The sequence below is a fragment of the Streptomyces sp. NPDC007863 genome (assembly GCF_040633895.1).
Taxonomy (GTDB): domain Bacteria; phylum Actinomycetota; class Actinomycetes; order Streptomycetales; family Streptomycetaceae; genus Streptomyces.
The window spans coordinates 361,983-377,595 of sequence record NZ_JBEYEI010000005.1; the positions used below are offsets into that span (position 1 = coordinate 361,983).

Sequence of the window (15,613 nt, forward strand, 5' to 3'; positions counted from 1 at the left end):
CTAGGGGGACCCTTCATGTCCACACCGCTCGCCGCGCAGCCCGTGCTGCGCCTGCAGAACCTGACCCGGGTCCACGGGTCCGGCGCCACCGAGGTGCACGCCCTGCGCGGCATCGACCTCGACGTGCACCCCGGCGAACTCGTCGCCGTCATGGGGCCGTCCGGCTCCGGCAAGTCCACGCTCCTCACCATCGCCGGCGGCCTCGACACCCCCACCTCCGGACAGGTGATCGTCGAGGGCACCGACATCACCACCGCCGGGCTGAAGGAACTCGCCGCGCTGCGCCGCCGCAGCGTCGGCTACGTCTTCCAGGACTACAACCTCATCCCCGCGCTGACCGCCGCCGAGAACGTCTCCCTGCCGCGCGAGCTCGACGGCATGTCGGCCCGCAAGGCGCGCGTCGAAGCCCTCGCCGCCCTGGAGGAGATGGGGCTCGGCCACCTCGCCGACCGCTTCCCCGACGAGATGTCCGGCGGCCAGCAGCAGCGCGTCGCCATCGCCCGCGCCCTCGTCGGCGACCGCCGTCTCGTCCTCGCCGACGAGCCCACCGGCGCCCTCGACTCCGAGACCGGCGAGTCCGTCCTCGCCCTGCTCCGCGCCCGCTGCGACGCCGGCGCCGCCGGCGTCCTCGTCACCCACGAGCCGCGCTTCGCCGCCTGGGCCGACCGGGTCGTCTTCCTGCGCGACGGCGCCATCGTCGACCAGACCGTGCGCAGCGAGGCCGACTCCCTCCTGACGGGCCGGGTGGCCGAGGCGTGAAGACCTGGTTCCACTCCTGGCGGGCGGCGGTCCGCATCGCCCGCCGCGACGCCTGGCGCGCCAAGGGCCGCAGCTCGCTCGTCCTCGCGATGATCGCCCTCCCCATCCTCGGGGTCAGCGCCGCCGATCTCACCGTCCGCAGCTCCGAACTGTCCGTCACCGAAAGCCTGGAGCGGTCGATCGGCGCCGCCGACGCCGCCTTCCGCGACCCCGACTTCGGCGGTGTCCCGGTCCACCAGTCGCCCGCCGGCGACAACGTCTATCCGGCGAAGGAACCGGCGGAGAACGAACCCTGGCCGAGCGGCTCCACCGACCCGCGCAAGGTCATACCGGCCGGCGCCCGCTGGATCACCGACAGCGAGGGCGCGGCCAAGCTGACCACCGTGCACGGTCTGCTCCAGACCGACGTCCGGGAGCTGAAGGCCGACGACCCGATGGCCAGGGGCATCACCACGCTCCTCGACGGGCGTTACCCGCGGAAGGCCGACGAGGTCATCGCCACCTCCGCGTTCCTGGAGAAGAGCGGGCTGTCGGTGGGCTCGACCGTTTCCGCTCGCAATTTCGACCGGCCGTACCGGATCGTGGGCTCCTACGAGCTCCCCGACGAGCTGGACACCGCCCAGATCACCGCGCTTCCCGGGGCCTTCCTCGCCCCGTACGGAAAGGCCGCGGAGAAGGCCGGAGCGCTCGCGCCCGGCTCCAGCACCTCGTACCTGGTGCAGCGCTCCGGTGGTTTCACGTGGAACGACGTGCAGGAGATCAACGCCAAGGGCGTCTCCGTCGTCTCCCGGGCCGTGCAGCTGAACCCGCCCGCCGACTCCGAGGTCCCGCTCTACCAGCAGCAGGGCTGGGGCGACTTCGGATCCAGCGACGGCGCCGACGCCATGGTCCTCGCCTCCCTCGCCACCGTCGTCGGCCTGGCGATGCTGGAGATCTGCCTGCTCGCCGGGCCCGCCTTCGCGGTCGGTGCCCGCCGTTCCCGCCGCCAGCTCGGCCTGGTCGGCGCCAACGGCGGCTCCCGCAGCCACATCCGCGCCATCGTCCTCAGCGGCGGCCTCGTCATCGGCGTCTCCGCCGCCGTCGTCGGCACGGTGCTCGCCCTGGTCCTCACCCTCGTCCTCCAGCCGTTCCTGGAGGACTTCATGGGGCAGCGGTTCGGCGCCTTCGACGTCCGGCCGCTCGAACTCCTCGGCATCGCGCTGCTCGCCGTCCTCACCGGCCTGCTCGCCGCCATCGTCCCGGCCGTCACCGCCTCCCGGCAGACCGTGCTCGCCTCGCTCACCGGCCGCCGCGGCGTCCGCTCCACCAGCAAGGTGCTGCCCGTCGTCGGTCTGATCGCGCTGCTCCTCGGCGCGGCGATCGCCCTCTACGGCTCCCTCGTCACCGACCAGTTCGTCATCGTGGCCGGCGGATCGGCCATCGCCGAGCTGGGCGTGGTCGCCATGACCCCCGCCATCGTCGGGCTCTTCGGACGGGTCGGCCGCTGGCTGCCGCTCTCCCCGCGGCTCGCGCTCCGCGACGCCGTCCGCAACCGGGGCCGTACGGCGCCCGCCGTGGCCGCCGTCCTCGCCGCGGTCGCCGGCACGGTCGCCGTCGCCACGTACACGTCGAGCAGCGACGCCCAGTACCGGGCCGAGTACACCGCCAGCCTGCCGCACGGCGCCGTCTCCTTCTTCCAGATGGAGGAGGGCGGCCGGGACGTTCCCGCCGTCGCCGACGCCGTCCAGCGCTACTTCTCCGTCGAGACCCGCGCCGACGTCTCCCGCGTCACCGTCGGCAAGCCCGGCTGTCCCGCCTGGGGCGGCGGCGACGGCTGCGGCCAGTACGAGGTGATGACGCCGCCCGCCCACGTGTGCCCGATGTGGGTCGCCACCACCGACGGCAGCGACCCGTCCGAGAAGTTCACCCCCGAGCAGCGGCGCACGATGATGCGTGAGGACTGGCGCTGCAAGGAGACCGCGGGCGGCGGCGGGGTCTACGTCGACGGCGGACTCCTCGTCGGCGACGCCCGCCTCCTGAAGGTCCTCGGCATCACCGACCCCGGCGCGGCCCGGGCCCTCGCCGACGGCAAGGCCGTCGTCCTCTCCCGGCCGCTGGTCGACAAGGACGGCACGATCGGCATCAAGCAGATCACCGACATGAAGGCCGCCGAGAAGGCCATGTCGGAGAGCAAGCCCTCCCCGGGCAAGGTCTCCCGGATCGCCGCCCACCTGGTGCCCGGCGACCCGAGGAGCTACGGCCTCCAGGTCCTCATGACCCCCGCGGCCGCCAAGTCCGCCGGCCTCGCCACCGTGCCCGTCGGCGCCTACTTCAGCACCGACGCCATGCCCGGCACCGAGCAGCGCCAGAAGCTCGACGCCGAACTGGCCACGCTCGGCGCCGGGGTGGACCTCACCGTCGAGGAGGGATACGTCTCCGACGACAGCATCTTCCTCCTCGCGCTGACCGTCTTCGCCGGCCTCGTCACCATCGGCGCCGCCGGCATCGCCACCGGCCTCGCGCAGGCCGACGCCGAGGCCGATCTGAAGACGCTGGCCGCCGTCGGCGCCCCGCCGCGCGTCCGCCGCACCCTCAGCGGCTTCCAGTGCGGGGTGGTCGCCGCGATGGGCGTCGTCCTCGGCTCGCTCGCCGGACTGCTCCCGGCGGTCGGCCTGCGGCTGACCGAGGAGCGCGAGCAGATCCGCTACCACGAGCAGACCATCGCGGAGGGCTGGGGCGGCGACCTCACCCCGCCGTACGTGCCGATCGTGGTCCCCTGGGAGACCCTCGCGGCCCTGCTCGTCGCCGTCCCGCTCGGCGCCGCGCTGCTCGCCGCCCTGGTGACCCGCTCGAAGGGGGCGGTGGCCCGCCGCGAGGCGACCTGACGTCTTTCCGCGGCCGACCGTGCCCGGGAAGGAGGGTGGATCACCCTTCTCCCCGGGCACACCTGGTGGTGAAGCGTCTGTGCGAGAGAATGGCGGCATGGAGATGCCGAGGAATGACAGGTCGCCGGAGAGCCCCCAGGTCCTCATCGTGGGACAGGACGGGATGGCACTCGGCGGCGCCCAGGGCGACGACGAACCCCGCGAGGTCCCGGTGACGGAAATGGTCGAGCAGCCGGCGAAGGTCATGCGGATCGGCAGCATGATCAAGCAGCTTCTGGAGGAAGTTCGGGCGGCACCTCTCGACGAGGCCAGCCGGGTCCGGCTCAAGGAGATCCACGCCAGCTCGGTGAAGGAGCTGGAGGACGGTCTGGCGCCGGAGCTGGTCGAGGAGTTGGAGCGGCTCTCGCTCCCCTTCACCGACGAGGCCATCCCCTCCGAGGCGGAACTGCGCATCGCGCAGGCCCAGCTGGTGGGCTGGCTGGAGGGCCTCTTCCACGGCATCCAGACCGCGCTGTTCGCCCAGCAGATGGCGGCCCGCGCCCAACTGGAGCAGATGCGGCGCGCCTTGCCGCCCGGCGCCTCGCACGATGACGACGACGAGACCGGTGGCCGCGGCCACGGCCGCGCGGTCGGCTCGGGGCCGTACCTCTAGGACGGTGTGACGAGGAAGGGCCCGGCGCTTCGGAGGCGCCGGGCCCTTTCGCGTACGGCCACGCTCCTACGGGGCGAGCAGCAGGACCTTGCCGACGTGGGCGCCGGACTCCAGGACGCGGTGGGCCTCGGCGGCCTCCGGCATCGGAAGCGTCCGGTCGACGACCGGGCGGACCGTGCCACCCTCGACCAGCGGCCAGACGTGCTCGCGGACGGCGGCGACGATCGCCGTCTTCTCCTGGAGCGGACGGGCGCGCAGGGTGGTCGCCATCACGGCGGCCCGCTTCGCGAGCAGCGCGCCGAGGTTCAGCTCGCCCTTGACGCCGCCCTGGAGGCCGATGACCACCAGCCGGCCGTTCACCGCGAGGGCCTGGATGTTCCGGTCCAGGTACTTGGCGCCCATGATGTCCAGGATCACGTCCGCGCCCGCCCCGCCGGTGGCCTTGTGGAGCTCCTCCACGAAGTCCTGGGTGCGGTAGTCGATCAGCACGTCCGCGCCGAGCTCGGCGCAGCGGGCCAGCTTCTCCGGGCTGCCGGCCGTGACGGCGACCTTCGCGCCGACCGCCTTGGCCAGCTGGATCGCCATCGTGCCGATTCCGCTCGCCCCGCCGTGCACCAGGAGCGTCTCCCCGGGCCGCAGGTGGGCGATCATGAAGACGTTGGACCAGACCGTGCAGGCGACCTCGGGGAGCGCCGCGGCCGTGGCCAGGCCGACGCCCTTCGGGACCGGGAGCAGCTGGCCGGCGGGGACGGCGACCCGCTGGGCGTAGCCGCCGCCGACGAGCAGCGCGCAGACCTCGTCGCCGACGGACCAGCCGGAGACCCCGGGGCCGAGGGCGGTGATCCGTCCGGCGCACTCCAGGCCGGGGTAGGGCGAGGTGCCGGGCGGGGGGTTGTAGAAGCCCTGCCGCTGGAGGACGTCGGCGCGGTTGACGGCGCTCGCCACCACCTCGACGAGGACCTCGCCCTCGCCGGGCACGGGATCGGGCACCTCGGCCCAGACGAGGGCCTCGGGGCCGCCGGCTTCCGGAATCGTGATCGCATGCATGGGCGCGAGGCTACCCCCGGTCCGCCGGGGCCGCTCAGTCCTCCGGCGGCGTGGTGAGCGGGATGCCGGGGGCGGCCCGGACGATGGTGATGACCCGGTCCGTGAGCTGGAGGGGGCTGGCCGCCGGGTCGTCGTAGCCGAGCAGCCGGTGGCCGCGCAGCACGCTCACCACCAGGTCGTCGGTCTCCCGGACGCTGCGGCCCGCCTCCGCCTTGGTCACCGGGCGCTCGACCAGGTCGAGGCCGGAGCCCTGCTGGATCAGGTCCTCCATGACCGTGCCCGCGCTGGGGCTGAGCACGGAGAGGCCGAGGAGCCGGCCGGCGGCGGAGGCGCTGGTGATGACCGCGTCGGCGCCGGACTGGCGGAGCAGCGGCGCGTTCTCCTCCTCGCGGACGGCGGCGACGATCTTCGCGCCCCGGTTGAGCTGGCGGGCGGTCAGGGTGACCAGGACGGCCGTGTCGTCGCGCTGGGTGGCGATGACGACCTGGCGGGCCCGCTGGACCTCGGCCCTCAGCAGCACGTCGCTGCGGGTGCCGTCGCCGACGACGCCGACGAAGCCGTCGAGGTTGGCGGCCTCGATGACCTTGCCGGAGGGGTCGACGATGACGATCTGGTCCTTGCGCAGGCCGGTGGCGCAGAGGGTCTGGATCGCGGACCGCCCCTTCGTCCCGAAGCCGACGATCACGGTGTGGTCGCGCAAGTGGGACCTCCACTTCTTGAGGCGGAACTCCTCCCGGGTCCGTTCCGTGAGGACCTCGAGAGTGGTGCCGACCAGGATGATCAGGAAGAGCACGCGCAGGGGCGTGATCACCAGGATGTTCACGAGCCGCGCGGAGTCGCTGTACGGGACGATGTCGCCGTATCCGGTGGTGGAGAGGGTGACGGTCGCGTAGTAGGCGCAGTCGAGGAAGTCGACGGTCTCGTTGGCGTTGTCGTGGTAGCCGTCGCGGTCCACGTAGACGATCAGGACCGTCAGGAACAGCACCCCGAGGGCCATGAGGATCCGCCGGCCCACCTGGCGGAGCGGGTCGACGGAGCGCCGGGGCAGATGGATCCGCGCACCGGTGACCTTCTCGTCGGCATGGCGGGCCATGACGTCACGGCTGGGAAGTTTCACGTGAAACATGCTCCTTGAGCGAACGGCGGCTCGGTCGGCCAGGGGAGGGCGAGCAGCTCAAGGCGCTGTCCGGGCTCGGCTCCGCCGGGCGGGACCACGGCCATGGCGTCGGCGGCGGCGATGCCCCGCAGCATGGCCGGCCCGTTGTACCGCAGGGGCACGACGAGGCCGTCCCGGTGGACGACGGGCACGAGCCGGGTGTCGTACGGGTGGCCCTGCACGGGCTCGTGGAGCGGTGCCGGAGACGCACCGGGCGGGGCGGCGGGAGACGGGCTCGGCGGGGCGGCGAGAAACGGGCTCGGTGGGGCCGCGAGCGCGTCCAGGAGGGGCGCGGCGAGGGTGAGGAGGCCGGAGACGGCGGCCAGGGGGTTGCCCGGCAGCCCGACGAGATGGCGTCCCGCGTCCAGCCGGGCGAGCAGCATCGGGTGACCGGGGCGGACCTTCACCCCGTCGACCAGGAGGGTGGCGCCGGCCTTGTCGAGGACCGGGTGGACGTGGTCCACGGGTCCGCCGGCGGTGCCTCCGGTGGTGACGACGAGGTCGGCGGCGGACGTGGTGACGGCCGTGAACAGGGCCTCCATGTCGTCGCCGATGCGGCGGGTCGCCAGGACCTCGGCACCGAGGGCGGCGAGCCAGGGCCCGAGCATCGGGCCGAGCGCGTCACGGATCAGGCCCTCGTGGGGGAGACCGGACGTCAGCAGTTCGTCGCCGAGGACGAGGACCTCCACCCGGGGGCGGGGCGCCACGGCGAGCTCGTCGTATCCGGCGGCGGCGGCGAGACCGAGGACGGCGGGACCGACGGGGGACCCGGCGGGCAGCAGCTCGTCGCCGGCCCGGCACTCCTGGCCCCGGGGGCGGATGTCCTGGCCGGTCACGACGGACCGGAGGGGGTACAGCAGAAGCGTTCCGGCCGCGCCGGGTTCGGTGCGGGAGTGTTCGGTGCGCGAGTGTTCGGTACGGGAGTGTTCGGTGCGGATGACGGCGGTGGTGCCGGCGGGGACGCGGGCGCCGGTGGCGATCCGTACCGCCTCCCCGGGGGCGAGGGCGGCGGCCCCGGCGTGCCCGGCGAGCACCGCCTCCTCGCGTACCGTCCAGGGCCCCGGTCCCGGTCCCGCGACCGCCCAGCCGTCCATGGCGGAACTGTCGAACGAGGGCAGATCGGTGAGCGCCCGCAGCGGTTCGGCGAGGGTGCGTCCGAGCGCCTGCCCGAGCGGCACGCGCACCACCGGACGCTCCGTCGCCGCCCGCGCCGCTTCCCCGGCCCGGGCGGCCAGGGCGCGCGCCTCGGGCCAGGGGGTGGCGCGATGGTGCCCGTGCGCGTGCCCGTGCGCCGGGGCGGGGGGAGGGGCGGGTTGTCCGGGGGTCATCCGGCCTCGTTCTTCTCGGCCGGCTTCGCCTGCTCGGCCTGCTCCGCTTCCCAGCGGAGGGCGAGGGCGGCGGCCTTGCGGGAGGCCTCGGCCACGGCTTCGGCGGGCGCCGTGCCGCCCTGCGCGGCCTTGGCCGCCGCGTAGCCGACGAGGAAGGTCGTCAGGGGCGCGGCGGGGCGGGCGACGTTGTGGGCGGCGTCCCGGGCCAGGTCGAGCAGGACGCCGGTGTCGACGTCCAGGTCGATGCCCAGTTCGGTCTTGACTGCGGTGATCCATTCGTCCAGCACGGATCCATGGTCCCTGATGCGCGCCCGGGCCGTGGCGATGTCCTCCCAGGTGTCGCAGTCGAACGAGGCAGCGGGCTCGTCCGCCCCCACCGGGACCCGGACGAGCCGCAGGGCTCCGACGAGTGCCCGCAGCGGCAGATGGTCGAGCGCGCCGCGCGCCTGGAGGAGCCCGTCGAGCTCCCGGCGCAGGGCGTCGCCCCGGTAGACGGCGACGAGCGGCTGCTCCCGCCCGTCCGCGTCGACCAGCAGCGCCCCTTCGGCGGCCGGTTCGGCGTCGAGCGCGGCAAGCAGCCGCAGCACCGTCCCCTCGCCGAGGAACGGCAGGTCGGCGGAGAGCGCGAGCAGGGTTCCGGAGTCCCCGAGCACGGTGGCCCCGGCGGCGAGGGCGGCCACCGGCCCCGTCCCGATCCGCTCCTCGCGGGTCCAGTCGACGGGTCGGACGGTCGGGCGCGGGTCGCCGACGACCACCGTCCGGCGCGCCCCGGCGCAGGCGGCGAGCACCCGGTCGAGCAGGGGCCGCCCGCCGACCCGTACTCCTGGTTTGTCCGCACCGCCGAGGCGCCGCGCGGCGCCTCCGGCGAGCACGACGGCGTCGAATGCGGTGGTCACCCCAGCAGTATGGTCCGCCACCCCCGGCGCCCGCCCGGCCGGTCCCCTGGATGAGACGGGCCGGGGTGCCGGGGTACGACGGGCGCGGCGGGGTCAGACCGTGCGGAGCAGCACCGCCGGCTGTTCGACGCAGTCCGCGACGTACCGGAGGAAGCCGCCGGCCGTGCCGCCGTCGCAGACGCGGTGGTCGAAGGTGAGCGAGAGCTGCACCACCTGACGGACGGCCAGTTCGCCCTGGTGGACCCAGGGCTTGGGGATGATCCGGCCGACGCCGAGCATCGCCGCCTCGGGGTGGTTGACGATCGGCGTGGAGCCGTCCACCCCGAACACCCCGTAGTTGTTGAGGGTGAAGGTGCCGCCGGTGAGGTCGGCCGGGGTGAGCGTGCCCTGCCGGGCCGTCTCGGTGAGCCGGGCGAACTCCTCGGTCAGCGACTCCGCGGTGCGGGTGCCGGCGTCCCTGACCACGGGGACGACGAGCCCGCGCGGGGTCTGGGCGGCGAAGCCGAGGTGCACCTGGGGCAGCCGGACGATCTCCCGGGCGGCCGTGTCCACGGTGGAGTTCAGCTCCGGGAAGCGGCCCAGGGCGTGGACGCAGATCCGGGCGAGGAGGGCGAGGAGCGAGATCTTCGGCCCGCCCGCCGCGTTCATCGCCGCCCGCGCGGCCATGAGTTCGGTGGCGTCGGCGTCCACCCAGCAGGTCGCGTCGGGGATCTCCGTACGGCTCCGGGAGAGCTTGTCGGCGACGGCTCCGCGCAGCCCGCGCAGCGGGATCCGCTCGGCGCCGGGGGCGGCGGCCACGGCCGGTGCGGCCACGGCGGGCGCGGCCTGCGCCACCGGTGCCGCGGGCGTCTCGCGCGCGGTCAGGGCGCGCTCGACGTCGGCGCGCAGGATCAGGCCCTCGGGTCCCGAGCCGCGCACCTCCCGCAGGTCGAGTCCCCGGTCCCGGGCCAGCTTCCGCACCAGCGGCGAGATGACGGGGACCGGCCCGGCGGCGGCGGTGTCCGCCGGGGCGGGCGCGGTGGGCGCCGCCGGGACCGCCGGCGCTGCCGGGGCGGGCGCGGTGGGCACCGCCGCGGTGGGGCCGGCCGTCGCGTGCGGCGTGGGATGCGCGACGGCCGGAGTCTGGGGCCGGATCCGGCGGCGCCTGGCCGCCGGGCCCGCGGTGCCGTAGCCGACGAGCACGTTGCCCGAGTACTCGGAGGACACAGCCGCATCGGCCGCATCGGCGGCCTCGGCGGCCGGCGCGGTCGCGGGCACGGCGGTGGCCGCCCCCGCGTCGGCGGACGCACCGACCGCGACCGTCAGCAGCGGCGCGCCGACGGGCAGTTCGGTGCCCTCCTCGCCGAAGCGGGCGGTGACCACGCCCCCGTACGGGCACGGCACCTCCACCATCGCCTTGGCGGTCTCGACCTCGACGACGGGCTGGTCGATCGCGACGACGTCGCCGACGGCCACCAGCCAGCGGACGATCTCCGCCTCGGTGAGTCCCTCACCGAGGTCGGGCAGCTTGAACTCCAGGACCTGTGCCATCAGTTCCCCGCCTCCCACTGGAGGCGGGCGACCGCGTCCAGGACCCGGTCGACGCCCGGCAGGTGGTGCCGCTCCAGCATCGGCGGCGGGTAGGGGAGGTCGAAGCCCGCGACCCGCAGCACCGGCGCCTCCAGGTGGTGGAAGCAGCGCTCGCTGACCCGGGCGGCGATCTCCGCGCCGGGGCCGGCGAAGCCGCCGGACTCGTGGACCACGACCGCGCGGCCGGTGCGCCGCACCGACGCGGCGACGGTCTCGTCGTCGAACGGCACGAGCGAGCGGAGGTCGACGACCTCCAGGTCCCAGCCCTCCGCGGTGGCCGCCGCGGCCGCCTCCAGACAGACCGGCAGCGAGGGGCCGTAGGTGATCAGGGTGGCGCTGGTGCCGGGCCGGCGGACCACGGCCTTGCCGATGGGCTCCACGCGCGCGGGGGCCTCGGGCGACCAGTCGGACTTCGACCAGTAGAGCCGCTTGGGCTCCAGGAAGACGACCGGGTCGTCGGAGGCGATCGCCGCCCGCAGCAGGCCGTAGGCGTCCTCGACGGTCGCCGGGGTGACCACGTGGAGGCCGGGCGTGGCCATGTAGTAGATCTCGGAGGAGTCGCTGTGGTGCTCGACGCCGCCGATCCCGCCGCCGTACGGCACCCGGATGACCATCGGCATCGGCATCGCGCCGCGCGTCCGGTTCCGCATCTTCGCCACGTGCGAGACGAGCTGCTCGAACGCCGGGTAGGCGAACGCGTCGAACTGCATCTCGACCACCGGCCGCAGGCCGTACATGGCCATGCCGACGGCGGTGCCGAGGATGCCCGCCTCGGCCAGCGGCGTGTCCGTGCAGCGGTCCTCGCCGAACTCCTTGGCGAGCCCGTCGGTGACCCGGAAGACCCCGCCGAGGGTGCCGACGTCCTCGCCCATCACGTGGACGGTCGGGTCCTCGGCCATCGCGTCGCGCATGGCGCGCTGGAGCGCCTGCGCCATCGTGGCCGGCTTGGTCCGGCCCGCCGCCTTGGCGGCCGCGCCGGTCGTCGCCGTCGTCATCGGCTCTCGCCCTCCGCTTCGAGTTCGGCCCGCAGCTGCGCCGCCTGCTCGCGCAGCTGCGCGGTCTGCTCGGCGTAGACGTGGGTGAAGAGGTCCATCGGGTCGAGCACCGGGTCGGCGTTCATCCGCTCGCGCAGCTCCGCCGCCATCGTCTCGGCGGCCTCGGCCGCGGCGCGGCGGCCGTCCTCGTCGAGCAGGCCCCGCTCGGTCAGCTCGCGCTCCAGGAGCAGCACCGGGTCGTGCGCCCGCCAGGCCTCGACCTCGCCCTCCGCGCGGTAGCGGGTGGCGTCGTCGGCGTTGGTGTGGGCGTCGATCCGGTAGGTGATGGCCTCGACCAGGGTCGGACCGCCGCCGCGACGCGCGCGTGCCACGGCCTCGGTGAGCACCTGGTGGACGGCGACCGCGTCGTTCCCGTCGACCAGCCGGCCCGGCATGCCGTAGCCGACGGCCTTGTGGGCGAGGGAGGGAGCGGCGGTCTGCTTGGCGAGGGGCACGGAGATCGCGAAGCCGTTGTTCTGCACGAAGAAGACCACCGGCGCCTGCCAGACGGCGGCGAAGTTCAGCGCCTCGTGGAAGTCGCCCTCGCTGGTGCCGCCGTCGCCGACCATGGCGAGCGCGACCACGTCGTCGCCCTTGAGGCGGGCCGCGTGGGCGAGGCCCACGGCGTGCGGCAGCTGGGTGGCGAGCGGGGTGCTCAGCGGCGCCACGCGGTGCTCGCGCGGGTCGTAGCCGGTGTGCCAGTCACCGCGCAGCAGGGTCAGTGCCTGCACGGGGTCGAGGCCGCGGGCGACGGCCGCGAGGGTGTCCCGGTACGACGGGAAGAGCCAGTCCCGCTCCTCCAGGGCGAGGGCGGCGGCGACCTCGCACGCCTCCTGGCCGGTGGTGGACGGGTAGACCGCGAGCCGGCCCTGCTTGGTCAGGGCGGTCGCCTGGGCGTTGTACCGGCGGCCGCGGACCAGCTCCGCGTAGAGCCGGCGCAGCAGCGCGGGGTCGGCGTCGGCCACCGCGTCGGTGCCGAGCACGCGCAGCGGCTCGGCGTCGGGCAGCAGCGGTGCGGGATCGGTCCGCGGCCGCCAGGCGGGCGGCGGCGTGGGCCGGTAGGCCGTCTCGGCGAGCGGCTCCTGGACTGTCGAACTGCGCTGTTGCAACGAGTCCACCTCCTCGTGGGAGCGGGCATAAGACCCGAAGGCGGGTGGCGCGGGTGTGGCGCGCCTCACCTACCGATTGTTCGGTCGTGGAGGCATTTTGGCTACAGGCACCTCCAGCCTGTGGACAAACGGTTCTCCACAGCCTGGGATAGAGGCAGGTCGTCCAGCGGAGAGAGGCGGGGGCACATGGCGGATGAACAAATGGCCGTCAGCCGGGGCGGCGCCCCGGACGAGTCGGCGGGGGACGTGACGGGCGAGGAGCTGAGCGCCCCCTCGGACACGCCGGCGCACGCCGCCCCGGCACGCCCGCTGGACGCGATAGACCGGGACATCCTGCGGCTGCTCCAGACGGACGGCCGCGCCTCGGTGCGCTCCGTGGCCGAGCGGGTGCACGTCTCCCGGGCCAACGCGTACGCGCGGATCAACCGGCTCATCGACGACGGCGTGATCCGCGGCTTCAGCGCCCGCGTCAACCACGAGCGGGCCGGCCACGGCGCCTCCGCCTACATCACGCTCAAGATCGTCCAGAACTCCTGGCGCACGGTCCGCGAGCAGCTCAAGGCGCTCCCCGGCGCCGCGCACATCGCGCTGGTCAGCGGAGACTTCGACGTCCTGCTGCTGGTCCACACCCCGGACAACAGGACCCTGCGCGAACTGGTCCTCACCCGCCTCCAGGCCATCCCGGAGGTCCTGTCCACCCGCACCCTGCTGGTCTTCGACGAGATGGACCTGAACGCCGACCCGAGGCCCTGAACGCCGGCCCGCGGCCCTGCGGCCCGAGGCCCTGAACGCCGGCCGAGGCCCTGAACCCCGGCCGAGGCCCTGCGGCCCGCGCGGACACACGAAGGGGGCTTCGGGGCACTGGAACCCCGAAGCCCCCTCCCAGGGCCTCTCAGAACGCCTCAGCGGGCCTTGCGGAGCCCGTCGAAGGCGAGATGGACGACGGTCTCGGCGAGCTGCTCGCGCTCGGTCTGGTCCGGATGCGGCCGGTACCACTCCACCAGCGAGTTGATCATGCCGAAGAGGAGCCGGGTCGCGAGCCGGATGTCCACGTCGGACCGCAGGTCGCCCTCGGCGGCGGCCGCCCCGAGCAGCTCGGCCACCCGGTGGTCGAACTCCCGGCGCCGCTCCATCGCCCACCGCTCGGTCGCGGTGTTGCCCCGCACCCGCAGCAGCAGCGTCACGTACGGCAGCTCCGCTATCAGCACCTCGACGGTCCGCCGGGTCACGTACTCGACCCGCTCCACCGCCCGCCCGCGCACCGCGCCCGGCTCCTCCAGGATCCCGAAGAGCCCGTCGATCGCCCGGCTGACCGCCCGCCGCAGCAGCTCCTCCTTGCCCGTCACGTGGTGGTAGATCGAGGACTTCGAGATCCCCGCCGCCTTGGACAGGTGCTCCATGGAGGTGCCGTCGTAGCCGCGCTCGTTGAAGACCCGCACGGCGACCGAGAGCAGCGTCTCGGGGGTGTAGGTGTCGCGTCTGGCGGTGGTCATGTCACTCGCCACCCATCTCGTCGTAGGTCCGGCGGAAGAGCGCCAGGGAGGGGGCGTAGCGCCCCGTGGGCACGCGCGCGTGCAGCTCGTCGAGGACTTCGTGCGCCCACGCGGCGCCGAGCCGGCGCCGCCATTCGAAGGGCCCGGCCGGGTAGTTGACGCCCAGCCGCATCGCGGTGTCGATGTCCTCGGCGGTGGCGACGCCCTTGGCGACGGCGTCGACGGCGAGGTCGATCAGCATGGCCACCGTGCGGGCGACGATCATGCCGGGGACGTCCCCGATGACGCTGACCCTCTTCCCGAGCGCCTGGAACAGGCCGATCGCCCCGCGCAGCGTCTCCCAGCCGGTGGCCTCGGAGGTCGAGAGCGCCATCCTGGTCGCCGCCCGGTAGTCGAGGGCGAGGTCGAAGTAGACGACGTCGCGGAACTCGATCGAGGTCTGGCCGTCGGCGAGCACCAGCTGTCCCCCGCTCGGGAGCAGGATGCGGGTGCCGTTGTCCTCCTCCGTCTCGTGGACGGTGATCCCGGCCTCGCGGGCCAGGGCGATCAGCTCGCGGGCGGGGCCGAGGTCGCCCTCCACGGTGATCTCGGCGGGCGCCTCGGCCGGCGGGGCCAGATGGGGCGACGGACGGTCCACGCCCTCCGCGTACGAGAACCAGCCGTGGCCCGTCTTCCGCCCGAGGCGCCCCGACTCGACCAGCCTGCGCTGCGACAGCGACGGCGTGAACTTCGGGTCCTGGAAGAAGGAGTCCCACACGGACCGGGTCACGGCCTCGTTGACGTCCTGCCCGATCAGGTCGGTCAGCTCGAACGGGCCCATCCGGAAGCCGCCGCACTCGCGCAGCACCGCGTCGATGGTCGCCGGATCGGCGCCGCCCTCCTCGTACACGCGGAAGGCCTCCGCGTAGAAGGGGCGGGCGATCCGGTTGACGATGAAGCCGGGGGTGTCGGCGCAGCGCACCGGCGTCTTCCCCCAGGCCTTCATCGTCCGGTACGCGCGCGTGGCGGCGGTCTCGTCGGTGGCGAAGCCGCGGACGACCTCGACGAGGGGGAGCAGCGGCGCCGGGTTGAAGAAGTGCAGGCCGACGAAGCGGCCGGGCAGCCGCAGGCCCCCGGCGATGGCGGTGACGGAGAGGGAGGAGGTGTTGGTGGCGAGGACGGTGTCGTCGCCGACGGTCTTCTCCAGGTCGGCGAAGAGCCGCTGCTTGACCGCCAGGTCCTCGACGATCGCCTCGACGACGAGGGCCGCGTCGGCGAGCTCCGCCAGGTCGGCGGCGGCGTGCAGACGCCCGGCGGCGGCCTCGCGCTCTGCGGCGTCCATCCGCCCCTTCTCGACCAGCCGGTCCAGGCGGGCGCCGATCGCGGCGACGGCCTCGGCGGCGCGTCCGGGCGCGCTGTCGTAGAGCCGCACGGGATGGCCGGCGGCCAGCGCGACCTGCGCGATGCCCTGACCCATGGTGCCGGTGCCGACGACGGCGACGGTCCGGTCCGGTCCGATCGCCTCGCCCGCGGTCCTCGTGTCGTCCATCGTGGCGCTCCCCCTGACGGTCCCGTTGGCCTGCGCTGCGGCGCCCGTGTCGGCGCCGCGCTCGGTGCTCGTGCCGGCGTCCGTGCCGGCACCCGTGTCGGCGCTCGTGTCCGCGCCCGTGTCGGCGCTCGTGTGGGCGCTCATAGGAGTGATCCTCCCCGATGGGTTTTCCACAGGA

At 74.3% G+C, this 15,613-nt stretch carries 13 protein-coding genes; 4 read left to right on the forward strand and 9 right to left on the reverse strand.

Translation table 11 applies throughout. From position 1 onward, the window contains the following. Nucleotides 1-15 precede the first annotated feature (15 nt). The 3 genes from ABZ621_RS10860 (at nucleotide 16) to ABZ621_RS10870 (ending at nucleotide 4,275) form a co-directional block, all read left to right on the forward strand. Nucleotides 16-759, forward strand: coding sequence for an ABC transporter ATP-binding protein (locus tag ABZ621_RS10860; protein ID WP_360602892.1), 744 nt, complete (start codon nucleotides 16-18; stop codon nucleotides 757-759). Then, a complete protein-coding gene (locus ABZ621_RS10865) occupies nucleotides 756-3,623 on the forward strand; it encodes an ABC transporter permease (RefSeq protein ID WP_360602894.1) in 2,868 nt (955 codons plus the stop codon). Before ABZ621_RS10860 ends, ABZ621_RS10865 begins: the two co-directional genes overlap by 4 nt. Nucleotides 3,624-3,720: 97 nt before the next feature. After that, nucleotides 3,721-4,275, forward strand: coding sequence for a bacterial proteasome activator family protein (locus tag ABZ621_RS10870; protein ID WP_360602896.1), 555 nt, complete (start codon nucleotides 3,721-3,723; stop codon nucleotides 4,273-4,275). 66 nt (nucleotides 4,276-4,341) lie between these two features. On the opposite strand, the gene ABZ621_RS10875 is transcribed toward ABZ621_RS10870, so the two are convergent. From ABZ621_RS10875 to pdhA, 7 genes are all read right to left on the reverse strand, one after another. After that, complete coding sequence (locus ABZ621_RS10875; protein ID WP_360602898.1) at nucleotides 4,342-5,322, reverse strand: NAD(P)H-quinone oxidoreductase; 981 nt, start codon at nucleotides 5,320-5,322, stop codon at nucleotides 4,342-4,344. 34 nt (nucleotides 5,323-5,356) lie between these two features. Next, complete coding sequence (locus ABZ621_RS10880; RefSeq protein ID WP_360602900.1) at nucleotides 5,357-6,448, reverse strand: potassium channel family protein; 1,092 nt, start codon at nucleotides 6,446-6,448, stop codon at nucleotides 5,357-5,359. After that, nucleotides 6,436-7,806, reverse strand: coding sequence for a molybdopterin molybdotransferase MoeA (locus ABZ621_RS10885; protein WP_360602902.1), 1,371 nt, complete (start codon nucleotides 7,804-7,806; stop codon nucleotides 6,436-6,438). The genes ABZ621_RS10880 and ABZ621_RS10885 overlap by 13 nt, the downstream gene beginning before the upstream one ends. Next, a complete protein-coding gene (locus ABZ621_RS10890; RefSeq protein WP_360602904.1) occupies nucleotides 7,803-8,702 on the reverse strand; it encodes a DUF6457 domain-containing protein in 900 nt (299 codons plus the stop codon). Before ABZ621_RS10890 ends, ABZ621_RS10885 begins: the two co-directional genes overlap by 4 nt. Before the next feature lie 93 nt (nucleotides 8,703-8,795). After that, the gene (locus ABZ621_RS10895; RefSeq protein ID WP_360602906.1) at nucleotides 8,796-10,232 is read right to left on the reverse strand and encodes a dihydrolipoamide acetyltransferase family protein; all 1,437 of its coding nucleotides are present in this window, start codon (nucleotides 10,230-10,232) and stop codon (nucleotides 8,796-8,798) included. Next, nucleotides 10,232-11,266: an alpha-ketoacid dehydrogenase subunit beta gene (locus ABZ621_RS10900; protein ID WP_360602908.1), complete on the reverse strand. Its 1,035-nt coding sequence runs from the start codon at nucleotides 11,264-11,266 to the stop codon at nucleotides 10,232-10,234. The genes ABZ621_RS10895 and ABZ621_RS10900 overlap by 1 nt, the downstream gene beginning before the upstream one ends. Next, a complete protein-coding gene (gene pdhA / locus ABZ621_RS10905) occupies nucleotides 11,263-12,423 on the reverse strand; it encodes a pyruvate dehydrogenase (acetyl-transferring) E1 component subunit alpha (protein ID WP_360602910.1) in 1,161 nt (386 codons plus the stop codon). Before pdhA ends, ABZ621_RS10900 begins: the two co-directional genes overlap by 4 nt. A 177-nt stretch (nucleotides 12,424-12,600) precedes the next feature. Here pdhA and ABZ621_RS10910 point away from each other — a divergent pair, with 177 nt between their 5' ends. Then, nucleotides 12,601-13,167: an Lrp/AsnC family transcriptional regulator gene (locus tag ABZ621_RS10910; protein ID WP_360602912.1), complete on the forward strand. Its 567-nt coding sequence runs from the start codon at nucleotides 12,601-12,603 to the stop codon at nucleotides 13,165-13,167. Between the two features lie 149 nt (nucleotides 13,168-13,316). Here ABZ621_RS10910 and ABZ621_RS10915 read toward each other — a convergent pair whose 3' ends face one another. Both ABZ621_RS10915 and ABZ621_RS10920 read right to left on the reverse strand, forming a co-directional pair. Next, nucleotides 13,317-13,907: a TetR/AcrR family transcriptional regulator gene (locus tag ABZ621_RS10915; protein ID WP_360602914.1), complete on the reverse strand. Its 591-nt coding sequence runs from the start codon at nucleotides 13,905-13,907 to the stop codon at nucleotides 13,317-13,319. A 1-nt stretch (nucleotide 13,908) separates the two neighbouring features. After that, nucleotides 13,909-15,435, reverse strand: coding sequence for a 3-hydroxyacyl-CoA dehydrogenase (locus ABZ621_RS10920; RefSeq protein WP_360603013.1), 1,527 nt, complete (start codon nucleotides 15,433-15,435; stop codon nucleotides 13,909-13,911). Between the last annotated feature and the right edge of the window lie 178 nt (nucleotides 15,436-15,613).